The 17,146-nt window shown below is 57.4% G+C and carries 14 protein-coding genes; 1 reads left to right on the top strand and 13 read right to left on the bottom strand.

Annotated elements, in window-relative coordinates; all coding sequences use genetic code 11:
- Positions 1 to 62 precede the first annotated feature (62 nt).
- The 12 genes from AC3ISI_RS19735 to ccoN (AC3ISI_RS19680) form a co-directional block, all read right to left on the bottom strand.
- Positions 63 to 602 (bottom strand): FixH family protein, encoded by a 540-nt coding sequence (locus tag AC3ISI_RS19735; protein WP_489333423.1) that lies wholly within the window; start codon positions 600 to 602, stop codon positions 63 to 65.
- 11 nt (positions 603 to 613) lie between these two features.
- Positions 614 to 2,029, bottom strand: coding sequence for a cytochrome c oxidase accessory protein CcoG (ccoG, locus tag AC3ISI_RS19730; RefSeq protein ID WP_489333422.1), 1,416 nt, complete (start codon positions 2,027 to 2,029; stop codon positions 614 to 616).
- Positions 2,030 to 2,296: 267 nt separating this feature from the next.
- Positions 2,297 to 4,075, bottom strand: a complete 1,779-nt coding sequence (locus AC3ISI_RS19725; RefSeq protein WP_489333421.1) for an inositol phosphate phosphatase SopB — start codon at positions 4,073 to 4,075, stop codon at positions 2,297 to 2,299.
- Positions 4,076 to 4,238: 163 nt separating this feature from the next.
- Positions 4,239 to 7,247, bottom strand: a complete 3,009-nt coding sequence (locus tag AC3ISI_RS19720) for a hypothetical protein (protein WP_489333420.1) — start codon at positions 7,245 to 7,247, stop codon at positions 4,239 to 4,241.
- A 193-nt stretch (positions 7,248 to 7,440) separates the two neighbouring features.
- Complete coding sequence (gene ccoP / locus AC3ISI_RS19715) at positions 7,441 to 8,424, bottom strand: cytochrome-c oxidase, cbb3-type subunit III (RefSeq protein ID WP_489333419.1); 984 nt, start codon at positions 8,422 to 8,424, stop codon at positions 7,441 to 7,443.
- Positions 8,421 to 8,606: a CcoQ/FixQ family Cbb3-type cytochrome c oxidase assembly chaperone gene (locus AC3ISI_RS19710; protein WP_003175465.1), complete on the bottom strand. Its 186-nt coding sequence runs from the start codon at positions 8,604 to 8,606 to the stop codon at positions 8,421 to 8,423. Before AC3ISI_RS19710 ends, ccoP (AC3ISI_RS19715) begins: the two co-directional genes overlap by 4 nt.
- 5 nt (positions 8,607 to 8,611) lie before the next feature.
- Positions 8,612 to 9,220, bottom strand: a complete 609-nt coding sequence (gene ccoO, locus AC3ISI_RS19705; RefSeq protein WP_223511739.1) for a cytochrome-c oxidase, cbb3-type subunit II — start codon at positions 9,218 to 9,220, stop codon at positions 8,612 to 8,614.
- Positions 9,220 to 10,662 carry a cytochrome-c oxidase, cbb3-type subunit I gene (gene ccoN, locus AC3ISI_RS19700; protein ID WP_489333418.1) on the bottom strand — a complete coding sequence of 481 codons (1,443 nt, stop codon included), beginning with the start codon at positions 10,660 to 10,662 and terminating at the stop codon, positions 9,220 to 9,222. The genes ccoO (AC3ISI_RS19705) and ccoN (AC3ISI_RS19700) overlap by 1 nt, the downstream gene beginning before the upstream one ends.
- A gap of 482 nt (positions 10,663 to 11,144) precedes the next feature.
- Positions 11,145 to 12,098 (bottom strand): cytochrome-c oxidase, cbb3-type subunit III, encoded by a 954-nt coding sequence (gene ccoP / locus AC3ISI_RS19695; protein WP_489333417.1) that lies wholly within the window; start codon positions 12,096 to 12,098, stop codon positions 11,145 to 11,147.
- Positions 12,095 to 12,292 (bottom strand): cbb3-type cytochrome oxidase subunit 3, encoded by a 198-nt coding sequence (locus AC3ISI_RS19690; protein ID WP_489333416.1) that lies wholly within the window; start codon positions 12,290 to 12,292, stop codon positions 12,095 to 12,097. The genes ccoP (AC3ISI_RS19695) and AC3ISI_RS19690 overlap by 4 nt, the downstream gene beginning before the upstream one ends.
- 3 nt (positions 12,293 to 12,295) lie before the next feature.
- The gene (ccoO, locus tag AC3ISI_RS19685; RefSeq protein ID WP_428270231.1) at positions 12,296 to 12,904 is read right to left on the bottom strand and encodes a cytochrome-c oxidase, cbb3-type subunit II; all 609 of its coding nucleotides are present in this window, start codon (positions 12,902 to 12,904) and stop codon (positions 12,296 to 12,298) included.
- Positions 12,905 to 12,914: 10 nt separating this feature from the next.
- The gene (ccoN, locus tag AC3ISI_RS19680; protein WP_489333415.1) at positions 12,915 to 14,339 is read right to left on the bottom strand and encodes a cytochrome-c oxidase, cbb3-type subunit I; all 1,425 of its coding nucleotides are present in this window, start codon (positions 14,337 to 14,339) and stop codon (positions 12,915 to 12,917) included.
- Positions 14,340 to 14,448: 109 nt separating this feature from the next.
- On the opposite strand from ccoN (AC3ISI_RS19680), the gene AC3ISI_RS19675 reads away from it, so the two are divergent.
- On the top strand, positions 14,449 to 15,126 hold the full coding sequence (locus AC3ISI_RS19675) for an alpha/beta family hydrolase (protein WP_489333414.1): 678 nt from the start codon (positions 14,449 to 14,451) through the stop codon (positions 15,124 to 15,126).
- A gap of 175 nt (positions 15,127 to 15,301) precedes the next feature.
- Here AC3ISI_RS19675 and AC3ISI_RS19670 read toward each other — a convergent pair whose 3' ends face one another.
- On the bottom strand, positions 15,302 to 16,867 hold the full coding sequence (locus AC3ISI_RS19670) for a methyl-accepting chemotaxis protein (RefSeq protein WP_489333413.1): 1,566 nt from the start codon (positions 16,865 to 16,867) through the stop codon (positions 15,302 to 15,304).
- Between the last annotated feature and the right edge of the window lie 279 nt (positions 16,868 to 17,146).

Below are 17,146 nucleotides of genomic sequence, written 5' to 3'. Positions count from 1 at the left end.
CCACAGGAGATCGCAATCCACTGTGGGAGCGGGCTTGCCCGCGATGCGCGAAGCGCTGGGTTTTACTTTTTCAGGTCTTCGGCACCTTGCAGCGGCTCATCGCCCAGCAGCAGGTCTTTGTCATGGCTGACCGGTTCTTCTTCGAACAGGCGCCAGGTCTTGTCACCCTCGACCCCCAGCAGTTCGACAAAGCGCCGGCCTTCGACCTTGTCGCTCAGTTGACCAATGTAGCGGCCCTGTTCTGTGTCGCTGTGTATGAGGGTGATTTTGCGATCCTTCTCCGGCTGCGTCGGCGAAATCAGGTTCAGCTCGAGGGTTTTCGGTTGGCTGTTGCCGCTCAGGTGCAGGTCGACTTCGCCGGTTACGCCATCCAGATGAACACTGGCGCGCAGTTGCAGGGTCTGGGCCAGCAATTCACGGTCGAGTGAACGGTTAATGCCTTTGCCAGCCTCGTAGTAGTTGTCGTTCACCAGGTTGTCCGGGTGGTTCACCGCGATGGTCACCATGGACAAGGTCAGGGTCACCGAACAGGCCAGAATCCCGATGATGATCCACGGCCAAAGGTGCTTGTACCAGGGGCTTGCGGCAGTTGCTGCGGGCATGATGACTTCTCTCAACGATTTTGTGGGCCGATGAATCGGCTCTTGGCTTCAACGTGAACGCTATTGTCATCGGCATCCTTGAGGATGAATTTCACCTCGTTGGTGCTCGATGGCAATTTTTCCGGTGCGCTGGACAGCTCCACCGGTTGGCTGAAAATTTCACCGGCGGCAACTTTGATCTCGCGCTTGCCTTGCAGCTTGAGGTCCGGCAAACCGGTGGCCTCCAGCACGTAAGTGTGGTCGCGCTGGTCCTTGTTCATGACTTTCAGGCTGTACACGTTTTCGATTCGGCCTTCGGCATTCTCGCGGTACAGCACGCGGTCTTTACTGACGTCGAAACCGACCAGCGAACGCATGAAGAACGCGGTAATCAACAACGAAATCATCGCCAGCAGCACCACGGCATAGCCGATCAGGCGCGGGCGCAGTTTATGGGTTTTTTGCCCGGACAGGTTGTGCTCGGTGGTGTAGCTGATCAGGCCGCGCGGGTAGTCCATCTTGTCCATGATGGCATCGCAGGCGTCGATACAGGCGGCACAGCCGATGCACTCGATTTGCAGGCCATCGCGGATGTCGATGCCGGTCGGGCAGACCTGGACGCACATGGTGCAATCAATGCAATCGCCCAGGCCTTGGGCTTTGTAGTCGATGCCTTTCTTGCGCGGGCCACGGGATTCGCCACGACGTGGATCGTAGGAGACGATCAATGTGTCCTTGTCGAACATCACGCTCTGGAAGCGAGCGTACGGGCACATGTAAATGCACACCTGCTCGCGTAGCCAGCCGGCGTTGCCGTAGGTGGCGAGGGTGAAGAAACCCACCCAGAAATACGACCAGCCATCCGCTTCGCCCGTAAAAAAGTCGAACACCAGTTCGCGGATCGGCGAGAAGTAACCGACGAAGGTCAGGCCAGTGACGAAGCCGATCAGCAGCCACATCGAATGCTTGCTGAATTTGCGCAAGAATTTGTTGGCGCTCATCGGCGTTTTGTCGAGCTTGATACGCTGGTTACGGTCGCCTTCGGTGACTTTTTCGCACCACATGAAAATCCACGTCCAGACGCTCTGCGGGCAGGTATAACCGCACCAGACGCGACCGGCGTAGACGGTGATGAAGAACAGTCCGAAGGCACTGATAATCAAAAGCCCCGACAGCAGGATGAAGTCCTGAGGCCAGAACGTTGCACCAAAAATAAAGAATTTACGCTCCGGCAGGTTCCACCAGACGGCTTGATGACCACCCCAGTTCAGCCATACCGTGCCGAAATACAACAGAAACAAAAAGGCGCCGCCCATCATCCGCAGATTGCGGAACAGGCCAGTGAAAGCGCGGGTGTAGATCTTTTCCCGAGAGGCGTAGAGGTCGACGCTTTTGTTCGCGTCTTTGTTGGGCGGAGTGATGTCGTGTACCGGAATCTGGTTGCTCATCGTTGCATCCCACGGCAGTGGAAAAATGCCCCGGTCAGTACATGCCAACCGCGGTCAAAAAGGGGTGTTGCAGTGGCGCAATGATACGCCTGAAGCTCTAGCACAAGGGTGCGACCTTTGGTCACGTTGGTGGAAATCAACTGAAGGTGTAGTGATTTGTATCAATTGACTTGTGAATTATGGACGGTTTTGCCGGGGGCGCAGGATGATCAGCCTTTGGGCCGATCAATTGAATACTGCTACGCACAGGATTCAGCCCCCCGGAATTCAGACCAGGCGGGACAAGCCCTGGGCCTTGTCCCATACCTCATCATCGCCCACGCGTGATCGGTATGACAGACCAAAGCCTGGCACGTCTTTCATCACTTTATTTCCCGGAGCGCCGGTATTGTATGCCTGCACCTCACTGTTGCCGCCGTGAAGCAGTGTTTGTTGCAGCAGTCGCTGGTGGCCCTTTGTCAGCTGACTGCCGGGAGCAATCGGCTCCCAGTTTTGATGCAAAGCCACCGCTTCGCGCTTCAACTCGACATCCAGCATACCGGTTCTGTCCTTGCCGCTCTTGCAGTTCCAGCAAGGCACTGCGCCAATTTCGAACGCCAGCATCGCTGCGCGCTGCGCTGCTTTGTAAGGTTCTTTGCCGTCGTGTTTATGCGCCTTGGTCGCCAGGATTTCCTTCAGTTGGCCGCTCAGCAATTCCACCCGATTGGCATTTGCGGGTATCGGGTGTCGATTCAGATACTCTCCCACCCAGCCCCCCGGAGCAGCGGATGGCCGGAGATCCTCCCCCAGTAGTTGGCGCAATGCGGTGGCGTTGTAACGATCAGCCTGGGTGTGGCCAAAATGGAATTTCAGCGCAAATTCGTTGACCCCGAAATTAAATGCAGCGACCTCCAGGTTGACGCGGACAGTGTGTTGCTTGCCGTCACCACCCATCAGGGACAAGACCAGCGGCTGCGTCTGACAAAGCGCCTGCCATGCCCCTATTTGATCCTTCAGCATGTCGCCTTCCCCCCCAAGCCCGCCCGTCAACAGCGACGTTGACACGAGATGGAGCGGGACCACTTCCCCCGCCAGGGCTAACCGCAGTAATTCAGGGCGCGCAAATAGCGCTGCTGTTACTACCTCGCGCGCCCGGTTTTGTGCGCCTGCGTGCCGTTGCTCGCTTCCCTTCTCCAACCCATAAGGCGATAGCGTGCCGTGACGGACCCCCTTGAACAGTAACTGTTCCCGACCATCATGCCCCAGCGCCCGGATTTCCGATGTCCACAAATTGGTGGCGTGCGCGATCTCGCGGGTGGATGACGAACCGACGCCGTGGCCGCGGTAGGAAACTGGAAAAATATCATTGTCCTCCAGCTTCATCTGCGCAGCAGGTGTCATCGTGCAGGCGTAACGCTGATTGTCATGTTTGAAACTGGTTTCCACCTTGTTCCACAGGTTACCGTTAAGCAACGCCTGCCGGGCGCTGAGAAATGCCGTTTCAGCCTCCCGCATCACCGCTTTGGAGCTTATCCCCGGCCGCTGCAATTGGTTTGCGACAAATTGGATCATGTCCTTGTCCAGTCGCTCAGCGGCCTTCAGCTCAGCCTTGGTTGCCGCTCTGTCGTCTTTGAAGCACGAGGCTCGCAGTTGGTCAGACATTTGTTTTAGTGCCGTCGTGTCTTTGCCCAGTTGCCCGAGTGCGAGTGCCGCGGCATCCACACGGGTTTGTTGAAGCGCGAATAAGGTCTGAATGGAACGTGGGGACGTCATAGAGGGCTTTGCAAGCGTGGATAGCAAAAGCATTTCATTGTCACGCAAGCAATCGACCTTGGCCTGCGCCTGCGCCAAGGCCTGCGCCACGTTTGGTCGCTCACCCCGGAAAGCCCCCACTCGCTGGAACGGACTGCGGCCTTCGTCTGTATTCAGAAGAGGTGACAGTTGCGTCGAAACGTTGCCGCAATGTTTGACAGCAGCGGCAACGCGGCTATCTGGCTGGCTGGCGCCAGCTACCTCGGCCGTGCGTGCAGTGGCTACGCGCTGCGATGGCGTGAGCTGGATTGGCATACTTGCCTCTTGATCGATATGAGTTCATTTCGAGCAAGGTATGAACTATTTTCTTGGATCGCTTGTAGAAACCAATCATCGCGATGACCAATGGCTCATTTTTAGTAATACAACAGTGGACGGCGCGTGTTGAATCACGCGCCGTGCCTTGATTGTCGGCGAATTAGGTGATGCGGCGCATCGGTGGATTGAGAATGTCTTCAGCCAGTGGGGTCAAGGCCTTGAAGGAAGACTCTTGTTTGTTCAATTGCGCCAATGCGTATAAGGCCCGTGCGGTTCGACCATTGCCATCGCCGTAGGGGTGGTAACGGACGATGGCGGCAAAGAGTGCTTCACCCGCGTCCACTTGACCGGCCTGAACCTTGATCCTGATCTCGCTCAGGGCGTTCTCAAAACCGACTCGGGCGATATCCGACCCCATGAACATGGGGTCGCTGCTTGAGCGGAAAACCCGCTCTACTTGCCCTGCTGCTGGCTGGTATACCGCAGTGTGCAGGCGATCGATTGTATTGATATCCAATAGATCAGCTTGGCGATTCTGTGAAAGTGCACTCCTGATACGCCCTTGTAATTCGCTGATCGACGCTGCGTCGGCGGCGGAGCGGCTATTGCTTGTAATCCAGTCCGCGGCAGCTTGCATGGGTTCCCCAGGCAAAGTTTGCCGCGGTAATGTGGGGGGCGAATCCAGAAGTCCACGGATGTGAGTATTGACCTCGCTCAAACGTGCCAGGTCTGACTGTAGCCGTCGCTGAACCTGAGCTTGTTCGAGTGCAAGGTCACCCCAGGCGAAGCGGGTTTTTGCGCTCCCCAGAGAATCCAATACCAGATTCTGGCGTATCGACTGTGCAACGACCTCAGAATTGGTCAGGCGTGCCAGGTCGCGCGCGGGCAGGCTGTCCTTCATGGTGTCGACCAGCAGATTGACTTTGATGCTATCGGACAGTTTTTGCCAGGTCACTCTGCGTAATGCCGCTGGGATGAGCGTGTGTGCCGCTGACTTGGTCTGCCGATAGAGGGCAAGGGCTTCAGTAACTCCGCGCCGGGTCAAGGGGGCTGCGCCTGCAATAGCACCAAGTCCGCTCAATACGCCGGCAAAGATAGCGTCGTTGCGAAAAGACGCGGCATCTTCCGGCCTATCGGCCATATGCGCCTGGGTCGCGCTGGCCGCTACGTAAGCACCATCTACGGCGAGGCTGGCCATGAACAGTCCGCCACGACTCAACAAAGTACCCGTTCCGGGTAGGGCGGTATTCAACGCAATGACGCCAACCATCAGAATGGTCTTGGCCACCTCAAGCAAATGTTCAGTGGCTTGCTCCCAGGAACTGAAAACCAGGTAATCGATGTCCGAATCCAGGCGGTTCATCAGGCCATCAAACAATTTATTGGCCAGATCGCCTTGGTCTTGGGTTGCGGTGAATGTGACCGGTCGCTCCAGGCGCCTGGTGATTGGAAAATTCGGCTGTGAATTTGCATAGATGACGCTATCAAATATTGAAACCGGATCGTTCTTATAGGTCTGGGCAATATGGCTGGGCATTTTGCTGAGAAACCATTGCTTGAATTCAGTGGTGCGGGGAAAAACGGATACTGTTGCGGTTTCCTGCCTGGCCATAGTCCTTGTATAGGTAAGCGACTGGTTGCCTACATGGAAAAAGGTCGATTCATCCACGCTGAAGAGCACTCCACCGGCCTCGCCGGAGGGGATCAAAAATACGCCGTTCAGTTTGGTCCCCCCGAAGGATACTTCCTTGGCCTGGATATTTCCTTTTAGGAAATCCTCCACTGCTTGCACATAGGCAGGGTCTTTATTTGGACTATCCAGATACGCCAGGCCGCGCAGTTTTATCATGTTCTGATAGAGCGCTTTCAATCCGGTCTGGTTGGACACGTTGTCGCGGTATGTCGACAACGCGCTGTTCATCGCGGTTTGCAGATTTTCCTGAGTCAGTGCATTGATTAGCCCACTCGGCTCGAAAGTGGTTCGGGGATATGAGTAACGATGGCCCAGTGAATCCCTCGCTTGCTTGAAATCATACAAATAGTGTCCCGTCACCACGTCGCGCAGCGGGACGCTTACCGTCGTACTGCTCGGTGCTCGTAGGTCAGGGGGCACCATCGTGGGGTCGTAGGGACCAGGATGGTAAGTTACATCTACATGGCTGTTTGGCGACAAATAAGTGGTCGTGCCGGTTTGTTGTTCAAAGCGTTGTATTCCGGTCTTGATGTAATCATCAATAAACGCCGAAGGATCAAGAATGGGGTTGTACAGGGCTTCGAGCTGTTGCAGAGTTTGCGCCGAAGAGAGCTCTGCGCTACTCGCTGGCTCAGTTGCCTCGGGCTCCAGCGGAGATGGCGGCGTGCTTGTAATCAACAAGGTCTGCTTGTATTGGCTCACCCGGGATTGGCCGAAAGCATCGGGCAAACTGTCTGCCATTTGCCACAACCCATCCAGCAGCGGACGGTAGAGCTGGCGAGAGGCGAAGTTTAGCCCTTCAATGAATGCAGATACCTGTTCAATAGATTGGAGGAGGCGTATGACATCTCTTTCTGCCTGAGGCCTTCCCCTTGCATTTCTAACAGCGGTTGACTCATCAATACTCGTAAAAACAGCATTTATTATCGAATTATTAGGGTTTGTTTCTTGGCGAAGGCTTTCAATGCGTTGCGGGATGGATCTAGCGCTGTCTTGAATGCTTCTCTTTGTTCTGTTGGTTTTTTGTTCGGTGGGGGGCGCATCTGCGGAGAGCGCTATTCCCGACCCCAGTAACGATGTTTCGGCGTCGCCCTGTTCACCGAATAACAGGTCATGAAAATGCTCCGGATCACGCTCCACTTCGGCGGCGACCTTGTGAAAAAACACCCGCAAATACTCCGGCGCGTGTCGGGCGTTGCTGCGCCAAACGAACTTTTCCAGACCGGCCAGGAAGCGGTCGTTATCCAGGTGGACAGACAACTCCTCTTGGCTGGCATGCAGTTCCTGAGCTACCAATTTGACCAAAGCGGTGGTGTTGTGATCCCAAGGAGATAAGTATTTCAGGTTTTCGACTTGTTGCTGGAGTACCGGGTAATTAGCCAGCGACGAATGATGAGAGGACGGCGCGGGGGTAGAGGTGTCGAGGGTGCGTGAGAGCATTACAGCAGTATTTAACGTAACTACGTTGCCAGACATCTGTTCTTCCAAATTAGATCAAGTAATAGCTTTGTGACTGTGCAGTCAAAAAAAATACGGATCTATAAGTTAGCGCTCATTTTAATGTTTTGATTAAAGCGACTTAGTTACTTCGCCCGATCTGATCGCGCCCCAGAACGAAAACGGCCCCGTCAAATGACGGGGCCGTTTTATGTTGCGACAGGCGTGTGCCTTACTGGGCGTCTGTCGCCGGTGCTTTCTCACCATGAGACAGGCTGTAGACGTAAGCGGCCAGCAGGTGAACCTTGTCGTTCCCTTGCAGCTGTTCTTGCGCAGGCATCTGGCCCTGACGGCCGTAGCGGATGGTCTGCTGCAATTGAGCGAAGCTCGAACCGTAGATGAACGCGGCCGGATGGGTCAGGTTAGGTGCGCCCATCGCTGGCGTACCTTTGCCTTCCGGACCGTGGCAGGCCACGCAGTTGGCGGCGAACAGCTTCTGGCCGGCAACCGGGTCCGCCTTGGTGCCTTCCGGCAACTTGCGGCCATCGAGGTTGGTCAGTACAAACGCGGCAACGTCTGCAACGCCTTGCTCGCCAATCACGTCAGCCCACGCTGGCATGACCGCGTGACGGCCACCCATGATGGTGGTCTTGATGGTTTGTGCTTCGCCGCCCCAACGCCAGTCAGCATCAGTCAGGTTAGGGAAGCCGTAAGCGCCCTTGGCGTCGGAACCGTGGCAGACCGAGCAGTTGGAGGCGAACAGACGGCCACCCATCTTCAAGGCCTGCGGGTCTTTGGCAACTTCTTCGATCGGCATGGCGGCGAACTTGGCGAAGATCGGGCCGAACTTGGCGTCCGACTTGGCCATTTCCTTTTCCCACTCGTGAACGCCGGTCCAGCCAGTCTGGCCGTTGGCGAACGCGGTCTGCTTCTCGGTATCGAGGTAGTTGTAACCCGGCAGCAGGCCTTTCCAGTTGCCCAGGCCCGGGTATAACACCAGATAGCCCAATGCGAAGATGATGGTGCCCACGAACAGCATGAACCACCATTTTGGCAGTGGGTTGTCGTACTCCTCGATCCCGTCGAAGGAGTGTCCAACCGTATCTTCCGTCTGCTCGGCGCGCTGACCTTTGCGGGTGTTCAGCAGCAGCCAGGTCAGGGCGAAAATGGTGCCGAGAGTGAGGACTGTGACGTACAGACTCCAGAATGTAGTCATTCTTTGTTACTCCTAGAAGCTTGCTCGACGTGCTTGATGGCCTCGGGATCATCCGCGAAAGGCAGCAAGGTCGCGTCTTCAAACTCCGACTTGCGCTTGGGGCTGAACACCCACAACGCCAGACCAATGAAGGCCACCATCACAACAACGGTGCCCAGGCCACGAATCATCCCGATATCCATCTAAATCACCGTTTGCTTTTGATGATGGTGCCCAGGCCTTGCAGATAGGCCACCAGCGCGTCCATTTCGGTTTTGCCCTTCACAGCATCCTTGGCACCGGCGATGTCTTCGTCGGTGTAAGGGACGCCGAGCGCGCGCAAAACTTCCATTTTCTTGGCGGTGTCTTTGCCGTCGAGCTTGTTTTCCACGAGGAACGGGTAAGCCGGCATGACCGACTCAGGCACAACGTTGCGCGGGTTGTACAAGTGCGCACGCTGCCAGTCATCGGAGTAACGACCGCCGACACGGGCCAGGTCCGGACCGGTACGCTTGGAGCCCCACAGGAACGGGTGATCCCAGACGCTTTCACCGGCGACCGAGTAGTGGCCGTAACGTTCGGTTTCAGCACGGAACGGGCGGATCATCTGCGAGTGGCAGCCGACACAGCCGTTGGCGATGTAAATATCGCGGCCTTCCAGTTCAAGGGCGGGGCGCGGCTTCATGCCTTCGACCGGCTTGTTGGTGACGTCCTGGAAAAACAGCGGAACGATCTGGGTCAGGCCGCCGATGCTGACGGCGATAACCATGAAGAAGGCCAGCAGGCCAATATTCTTCTCGACTGCTTCATGCTTCATCAGTGAGCTCCAACTACAGCGATCTGTTCGGCGGCTTTGGCTTCTGCCGGGTTCGAGGCGCGTACGGTACGCCATACGTTGTAGGCCATGAACAGCATGCCGCTGGCAAAGAACGCACCGCCCATGGCGCGAACGATGAAGCCAGGGTGGCTGGCCTGCAGCGCTTCGACGAACGAGTAGGTGAGGGTGCCGTCATCGTTGATTGCACGCCACATCAGACCCTGGGTGATGCCGTTGACCCACATCGAAGCGATGTACAGGACGGTACCGATGGTCGCGAGCCAGAAGTGCGTGTTGATCAGGCCGACGCTGTACATCTGCGGGCGACCGAACAGTTTCGGGATCATGTGGTAGATCGCGCCGATCGAGATCATCGCTACCCAGCCCAAAGCACCGGCGTGTACGTGGCCGATGGTCCAGTCGGTGTAGTGAGACAGCGAGTTGACGGTCTTGATGGCCATCATCGGGCCTTCGAAGGTCGACATGCCGTAGAACGCCAGCGACACGACCAGGAAGCGCAGGATCGGGTCGGTGCGCAGCTTATGCCAGGCGCCCGAGAGGGTCATCATGCCGTTGATCATGCCGCCCCAGCTTGGTGCCAGAAGAATGATCGACATTGCCATGCCCAGCGACTGAGCCCAGTCCGGCAGAGCGGTGTAGTGCAGGTGGTGCGGACCGGCCCAGATGTACAGGGTGATCAGCGCCCAGAAGTGCACGATGGACAGGCGATAGGAGTAGATCGGACGCTCGGCCTGCTTCGGAACGAAGTAGTACATCATTCCCAGGAAGCCGGTGGTCAGGAAGAAGCCTACGGCGTTGTGGCCGTACCACCACTGGATCATTGCGTCAGTCGCACCGGCGTAAGCCGAATAGGACTTGAACAGGCTGACCGGCAGCGACATGTGGTTGACGATGTGCAGCATCGCAGTCACGACGATGAACGCGCCGTAGAACCAGTTACCGACATAGATGTGCTTGGTCTTGCGCTTGACGATAGTGCCGAAGAACACCAGAGCGTAAACGATCCAGACAACGGCCAGCAAAATAGCCAGAGGCCATTCCAGCTCCGCGTATTCCTTGCTGGTGGTGTAGCCCAGCGGCAAAGTAATGCCGGCACCGACGATCACCGCTTGCCATCCCCAGAAGTGGAAGGCCGCAAGGCTGTCGGAAATCAGTCGCGTTTGGCAGGTTCGCTGCACGACGTAATAAGAAGTGGCAAACAGTGCACAACCACCGAAGGCGAAAATCACCAGGTTGGTGTGCAACGGGCGTAAGCGTCCAAAAGTCGTCCACGGCAGACCGAAATTCAACTCCGGCCATACAAGCTGTGAGGCGATGAAGACACCGAGCCCCATGCCAAGGATCCCCCAGACCACCGTCATGATGGCGAACTGGCGGACTACCTTATAGTTATAAGCAGTCGGACTGATTGCTGTGCTCATTCTAAGGTTCCACGGTTTGGGTGTTTTATTAGGAGTAAAAATCGGCCGCAAGTATGGAGAAAGCAGGGGGTCATTGCAACGCGCCATGACCCCGGTCAAGGCTTTCTAAAGCTGATTCTGCGGCCTTTCCATGCGCCGCGTAAGGACAAAATCGCCCGAGGGCAAAATGTCGCAGCGGATGAAAATGGTGAGGGGGTCCGGTCAGTTGTAACTGGACGTGTTCAAACGCAACGATCAAGTGACCGACGGCAATTGGCGCGACAGCCGGTAATTACCAGCCTTTGCAGCTTGTCATCGAACAGAGTCGTCGAACACATCGGCTAAAAACGACCTGGAACCGGCTCATGTCAGTCCGCACCGAGCAAGCTTAGACCCGAATCTGGTGAACCGAAAGAAAGAGCAAGAGGAGGGTGCGACAATGGGTCGCAAAGAAGCAGGGAACTGCCGCATCCGGGAGAATGCGGCAGCAGAGCGGTCGAGAATTATTCGGTTTTGCCTTCAGCCTGCAAGCGCTCGGTACCGGCACCGTGGGACAGGCTGTACACGTAAGCCGCCAGTAGTTGCACTTTGTCATTGCCGAGCATTTCGTTCTGCGCCGGCATATGGCCCTGACGGCCATGACGAATGGTCTGCTGCAGTTGTGCCAGGCTTGTACCGTAAATAAATCCGTTCGGATGCGTCAGATTCGGCGCGCCCATGGCTTCAGTGCCTTTGCCCGTTGCCCCATGACAGGCTGTGCATGTGGTGTTGAACACTTGCTGTCCGGCTTGCAGATCGGCACCGCTGTCGGCAGGCAACGGCAGGCCGGCCAAGTCATGGCGAACGTACGCCGCGACATTTTTCACGCCGGCCTCTCCGAGGATTTCACCCCAGGCCGGCATGGCTGCCATGCGACCGCCCATGATCGTGGTTTTGATCATTTGGGCGTCGCCACCCCAGCGCCAATCGCTGTCCGTCAGGTTCGGGAAGCCAAAGGCGCCCTTGGCATCCGAGCCATGGCAGACCGAGCAGTTGGAGGCAAACAGGCGGCCGCCCATTTTCAGCGCTTGCGGGTCCTTGGCCACTTCTTCCAGCGGCATCGCGGCGAATTTGGCGAAGATCGGCCCGAACTTGGCGTCGGCCTTGTCCATCTCCTTTTCCCATTCATGTGCGCCGGTCCAGCCGTTTTCATAGCCCGGCAAGAGGCCTTTCCAGTTGCCAAGGCCCGGATAAAGGATCAGATAACCCACGGCAAACACCAGCGTGCCGGCAAACAGCATGAACCACCACCGCGGTAACGGGTTGTCGTACTCCTCGATGCCGTCGAAGCTGTGCCCCATGGTCTGGTCGACGCTGCCCTTGGTTTCACCTTTGCGGGTGGCGATCAGCAGCCAGGTCAGGCCGATCAGGCTGCCGATGGTCAGTACGCAGATCCACGTACTCCAGAAGGTGGTCATGGCCGTGTACTCCTTGTTGCAGATTCTGGGGGGGTGTCGGGTTGTGGCTCATCGGCGAACGGCAGCAGGCGCGCTTCGGCGAATTCCGGCGTGCGCTTGCTGTTGAACACCCACAGCGTCAGGCCGACGAAGGCCACAAACACCACGACCGTGCCCAGGCCTCGGATCATTCCAGTGCTCAATTCAATGACCATGCTTCACCTCTTGCTCTTGATGGCAGTACCGAGCACTTGCAGGTAAGCAACCAAGGCGTCCATTTCAGTCTTGCCCTTGAGCGAGGCGACTGCGCCAGCGATGTCATCATCGGTGTACGGCACGCCGAGGGTGCGCATGGCGCGGATCTTGGTTTCGGTGTGGCTGCTGTCGAGTTGATTGGCCACGAGCCATGGGTAGGCGGGCATTTTCGATTCCGGCACCACGTTGCGCGGGTTGTACAAGTGTGCGCGATGCCAGTCTTCCGAGTAGCGACCGCCGACCCGTGCCAAGTCCGGCCCGGTGCGTTTCGAGCCCCAGAGGAACGGGTGATCCCAGACGCTTTCCCCGGCGACCGAATAGTGGCCGTAGCGTTCGGTCTCGGCACGGAATGGGCGGATCATTTGCGAGTGGCATCCGACGCAACCTTCGCGGATGTAAATGTCGCGACCTTCCAGTTGCAGCGCGGTGTAGGGCTTCATGCCCTCCACCGGTTTGTTGGTCACGTCCTGAAAGAACAGCGGGACGATCTGGGTCAGACCGCCGATGCTCACGGCCAGCACCATCAACAAAAGCAAAAGGCCGACGTTTTTCTCGATTGTTTCGTGTTTCATCGCGGACTCCTCAAGCCATCTGCGCGGCAGCGGCGACGTCGGCAGGCTGCGAGGCCCGTACGGTGCGCCAGGTGTTGTAAGCCATCAGGAACATGCCGCTGAGGAAGATCGCCCCGCCCACCAGCCGCACGATGAAGCCAGGGTGACTGGCCACCAGGGTTTCGACGAAGGAGTAGGTCAGCGTGCCGTCTTCGTTGACCGCGCGCCACATCAGGCCCTGGGCGATGCCGTTGACCCACATGGACGCGATGTACAGCACAGTGCCGATGGTCGCGAGCCAGAAGTGCGAGTTGATCAGGCCGACGCTGTACATCTGCTCGCGTCCAAAGACTTTAGGAATCATGTGGTACAACGCGCCGATGGAAATCATCGCCACCCAGCCGAGTGCGCCGGCATGAACGTGGCCGATGGTCCAGTCGGTGTAGTGGGAGAGGGCGTTGACCGTTTTGATCGCCATCATCGGTCCTTCGAAGGTCGACATGCCGTAGAACGCCAGCGACACCACGAGGAAGCGCAGGATCGGGTCACTGCGCAACTTATGCCAGGCGCCCGAGAGCGTCATCATCCCGTTGATCATCCCGCCCCAGCTCGGTGCCAGCAGGATCAAGGACATCACCATGCCCAGCGACTGCGCCCAGTCCGGCAGCGCGGTGTAGTGCAAATGGTGCGGGCCGGCCCAGATGTACAGGGTGATCAGCGCCCAGAAGTGCACGATGGACAGGCGATAGGAATATACCGGCCGCTCGGCCTGTTTCGGCACGAAGTAGTACATCATCCCGAGGAAACCGGCAGTGAGGAAAAAGCCCACGGCGTTGTGGCCGTACCACCACTGCACCATGGCATCGGTTGCACCGGCATACACCGAGTAGGACTTGGTGAAACTCACCGGCAGCTCAATGTTGTTGACGATGTGCAGAATCGCCACGGTGATGATGAACGCACCGAAGAACCAGTTACCGACATAGATGTGCTTGGTCTTGCGCTTGACCAGTGTGCCGAAGAACACGATGGCGTAGGCGACCCAGACGATGGTGATCAGAATGTCTATCGGCCATTCCAGCTCGGCGTATTCCTTGGAACTGGTGTAACCCAGGGGCAAGGTGATGGCCGCCAACAGGATCACCAACTGCCAGCCCCAGAAGCAGAACGCGGCGATTTTTGGCGCAAACAATTGCGTCTGGCAGGTGCGTTGCACCGAATAGAACGAACTGGCGAACAGGGCGCAACCGCCGAACGCGAAGATCACAGCGTTGGTGTGCAACGGGCGCAACCGGCCGAAACTGGTCCACGGCAAGTTGAAGTTGAGTTCGGGCCAGACCAATTGGGCCGCGAGAAAAACCCCGAGCCCCATACCGACGATGCCCCACACCACCGTCATAATGGCGAATTGGCGGACCACCTTGTAGTTATAGGCGGTACTGATAGAAGTGTTCATGGTTCCCCATCCACGGTTCAGCCGAAGTGAAGGCCCGTCTTTGCGAATAAGCCGCAAGGCAGACGCTTCCTTCGCCTGGAGTTATAGGCAGACTAAAAGCGAGGCAAGCATGGACAAACAGCACATGGCCAGTATTGACGGGGATCAATGGGCGCAGTGCGTGCGGGATCACGGATGGTTGTGGAAGGCAGCTGTCGCGCCAGCATCGGCGACCCTGATCCTCGCCCACGGTGCCGGCGCGCCGATGGACAGCGGCTGGATGAACGACATGGCTGCACGCCTTGCCGATCAAGGCGTCAACGTGGTGCGCTTCGAGTTTCCGTACATGGCGCAACGGCGTGTTGATGGAGGTAAACGCCCACCCAATCCAGCCCCGAAACTGCTGGAGTGCTGGCGTGAGGTGTATGCCCTGGTGCGACGCCATGTCACTGGGCGCCTGGCCATCGGCGGCAAGTCGATGGGCGGGCGGATGGCGAGTTTGCTCGCGGATGAGTTGGGCGCTGATGCGCTGGTGTGTCTGGGGTATCCGTTTTATGCCGTCGGCAAACCGGAAAAGCCTCGGGTTGAGCATTTGGCCGGGTTGAAGACGCGGACGTTGATTGTGCAGGGCGAGCGGGATGCGCTGGGTAATCGGGAGGCGGTGGAGAGGTATGTGTTATCGCCGAGCATCGAGATGATGTGGCTGGTGGCGGGGGATCATGATTTGAAACCGCTGAAGGCTTCGGGGTTTACGCATGAGCAGCATTTGGCGGCTGCGGCGCAGAAGGTTGCCTCGTTTCTTCAGTAAGATTTTCGCTGGCAGTTCGGGCCTCTTCGCGGGCAAGCCCGCTCCTACATTAGATCTCTGGTGCCCACAAATTTGTGTTCACAGCGAAGAGGCCCTGGCAGGCGCCATACCTTTTAGATCGGCAATAAAAAACCCGGAAGCTTCCACTGTCCGGGTTTTTTCGTTCCAGCAACAATCAGCGGTTAAACCGCTCCACCAACGAATACTGGGTATTCGCGGTTTTGGTCAGCTCTTCACTCAACAACGCCGAGTGTTGAGCCTGTTCTGACGTTTGATCCGCCAAGTGCGAAATGTTGCTGATATTGCGGCTGATCTCCTCGGCCACCGCACTTTGCTCTTCGGTCGCCGCAGCGATCTGGGTGGTCATGTCGGTGATGTTGGCCACCGCTTCGCTGATCCCCACCAATGCCTGGTCCGCTTCCAGTACCCGCGCCACGCCTTCTTCGGCCTGACGATGCCCGGCTTCCATGGTTTGCACCGCCGTACTCGCCGTTTGCTGCAGCTTGGCGATCAGGGCGTGAATCTGCCCGGTGGATTCGCTGGTGCGCTGCGCCAGTTGGCGAACTTCGTCCGCGACCACCGCAAAACCACGGCCCATCTCGCCGGCGCGGGCCGCTTCGATGGCAGCGTTCAAGGCCAGCAGGTTGGTCTGGTCGGCGATGCCTTTGATCACATCGACCACGCCGCCGATTTCGTCGCTGTCCTTGGCCAGTTGGGTCACGGTCAGGCCGGTTTCACCCACCACTACCGACAGGCGCTGAATGGCTTCGCGGGTTTCCCCGGCGATGTCGCGGCCGCGACCGGTCAGGCGATTGGCTTCCTGGGTGGCGTCGGCGGTGCGCTGTACGTGGCTGGCGACTTCCTGCGTGGTGGCGGCCATCTGGTTGACGGCGGTGGCGACCTGTTCGGTTTCGACGCGCTGACGTTCCAGGCCGCTGGAGCTGTTGTGCGCCAGGGTATCAGACTGCTTCGCTTGCAAGGACAAATGCTCGGCGGTGTCCTGCAGACGGGTCAGGCAGGTTTTCAGACGGGCTTCCTGGCTGAGGATCGACATTTCCAGTTGCGCTTGAGCGCCACGGCTGTCGGTGTACATCTGCGCGATCAGCGGGTCGGACGTGGTCTGATCGGCCAGGCGCAGCAGGCGCTTGAGCCCGCGTTGCTGCCAGCTCAAGCCTATCAGGCCCAAGGGCACCGACAGACCGGCGGCCAGGGCAAAGCCCCATTGGGACGACAGCGAGGCACCGATCATGAAGCTGACTTGGCTAACCAGAATGAACGGCAGCCAATCTTGAAGTACCGGTAGCCATTTATCAGTCGATGGAATGGCCGACTTGCCTTGGTTGATGCGTTGGTAGAGTGCTTCGGCACGCTGGATCTGTTCGGCGGTGGGTTTGATCCGCACCGACTCGTAACCAATCACTTGGTTGCCATCGAAAACCGGTGTTACGTAGGCGTTCACCCAATAGTGATCACCGTTCTTACAGCGATTCTTGACGATGCCCATCCATGGCAAGCCTTGTTTCAGCATGCCCCACATGTGCGCGAACACCGCCGCAGGAACGTCGGGGTGGCGGACCAGGTTGTGCGGGGCACGGATCAGCTCCTCACGAGAAAAACCGCTGATCTCGACGAACGCGTCGTTGCAATAGGTGATCACGCCCTTGGCATCGGTGGTGGAAATCAACCGTTGCTGAGCCGGGAAGGTCCGCTCGCGTTGGGTAATGGGTTGGTTGTTTCGCATGGCTATTTCAATCCGCAAGGCTTTCAAGCGTTGTCGGCCGCGTCGCGAATTTGATGAGTATTTTTTTCAGAACCTGACATTTGTCGCAATTTCGCAACGTGGGTGAAAGTTGATCCGTCCGGAAATTGAGCTTTCAGGTTTCCCTTGGGGGGATGGATGCGTATGATTCGTCGCGCTTTTGTGTAGGAAATTTCCTACGTTTTCGGTTGGGTCAGAACATAGCACTCAAGGTATAGCCGGATTCCCAACATTTACATTAATAGAATTTGATTGTTGTTC

Source organism: Pseudomonas sp. GL_139_B, from assembly GCF_057834475.1.
Note: the sequence above shows the minus strand (reverse complement) of the source record. Positions and strands in the feature narration are given on the sequence as shown.

What these genes read in the sequence shown, in the direction of transcription:
- ccoO (WP_428270231.1), bottom strand. Translation starts at nt 12,904, where the DNA reads ATGAAACACGAAACAATCGAGAAAAACGTCGGCCTTTTGCTTTTGTTG.
- AC3ISI_RS19710 (WP_003175465.1), bottom strand. Translation starts at nt 8,606, where the DNA reads ATGGATATCGGGATGATTCGTGGCCTGGGCACCGTTGTTGTGATGGTG.
- ccoN (WP_489333418.1), bottom strand. Translation starts at nt 10,662, where the DNA reads ATGAGCACAGCAATCAGTCCGACTGCTTATAACTATAAGGTAGTCCGC.
- AC3ISI_RS19735 (WP_489333423.1), bottom strand. Translation starts at nt 602, where the DNA reads ATGCCCGCAGCAACTGCCGCAAGCCCCTGGTACAAGCACCTTTGGCCG.
- AC3ISI_RS19725 (WP_489333421.1), bottom strand. Translation starts at nt 4,075, where the DNA reads ATGCCAATCCAGCTCACGCCATCGCAGCGCGTAGCCACTGCACGCACG.
- ccoG (WP_489333422.1), bottom strand. Translation starts at nt 2,029, where the DNA reads ATGAGCAACCAGATTCCGGTACACGACATCACTCCGCCCAACAAAGAC.
- ccoP (WP_489333419.1), bottom strand. Translation starts at nt 8,424, where the DNA reads ATGACTACATTCTGGAGTCTGTACGTCACAGTCCTCACTCTCGGCACC.
- ccoO (WP_223511739.1), bottom strand. Translation starts at nt 9,220, where the DNA reads ATGAAGCATGAAGCAGTCGAGAAGAATATTGGCCTGCTGGCCTTCTTC.
- AC3ISI_RS19675 (WP_489333414.1), top strand. Translation starts at nt 14,449, where the DNA reads ATGGACAAACAGCACATGGCCAGTATTGACGGGGATCAATGGGCGCAG.
- ccoN (WP_489333415.1), bottom strand. Translation starts at nt 14,339, where the DNA reads ATGAACACTTCTATCAGTACCGCCTATAACTACAAGGTGGTCCGCCAA.
- AC3ISI_RS19720 (WP_489333420.1), bottom strand. Translation starts at nt 7,247, where the DNA reads ATGTCTGGCAACGTAGTTACGTTAAATACTGCTGTAATGCTCTCACGC.
- ccoP (WP_489333417.1), bottom strand. Translation starts at nt 12,098, where the DNA reads ATGACCACCTTCTGGAGTACGTGGATCTGCGTACTGACCATCGGCAGC.
- AC3ISI_RS19670 (WP_489333413.1), bottom strand. Translation starts at nt 16,867, where the DNA reads ATGCGAAACAACCAACCCATTACCCAACGCGAGCGGACCTTCCCGGCT.
- AC3ISI_RS19690 (WP_489333416.1), bottom strand. Translation starts at nt 12,292, where the DNA reads ATGGTCATTGAATTGAGCACTGGAATGATCCGAGGCCTGGGCACGGTC.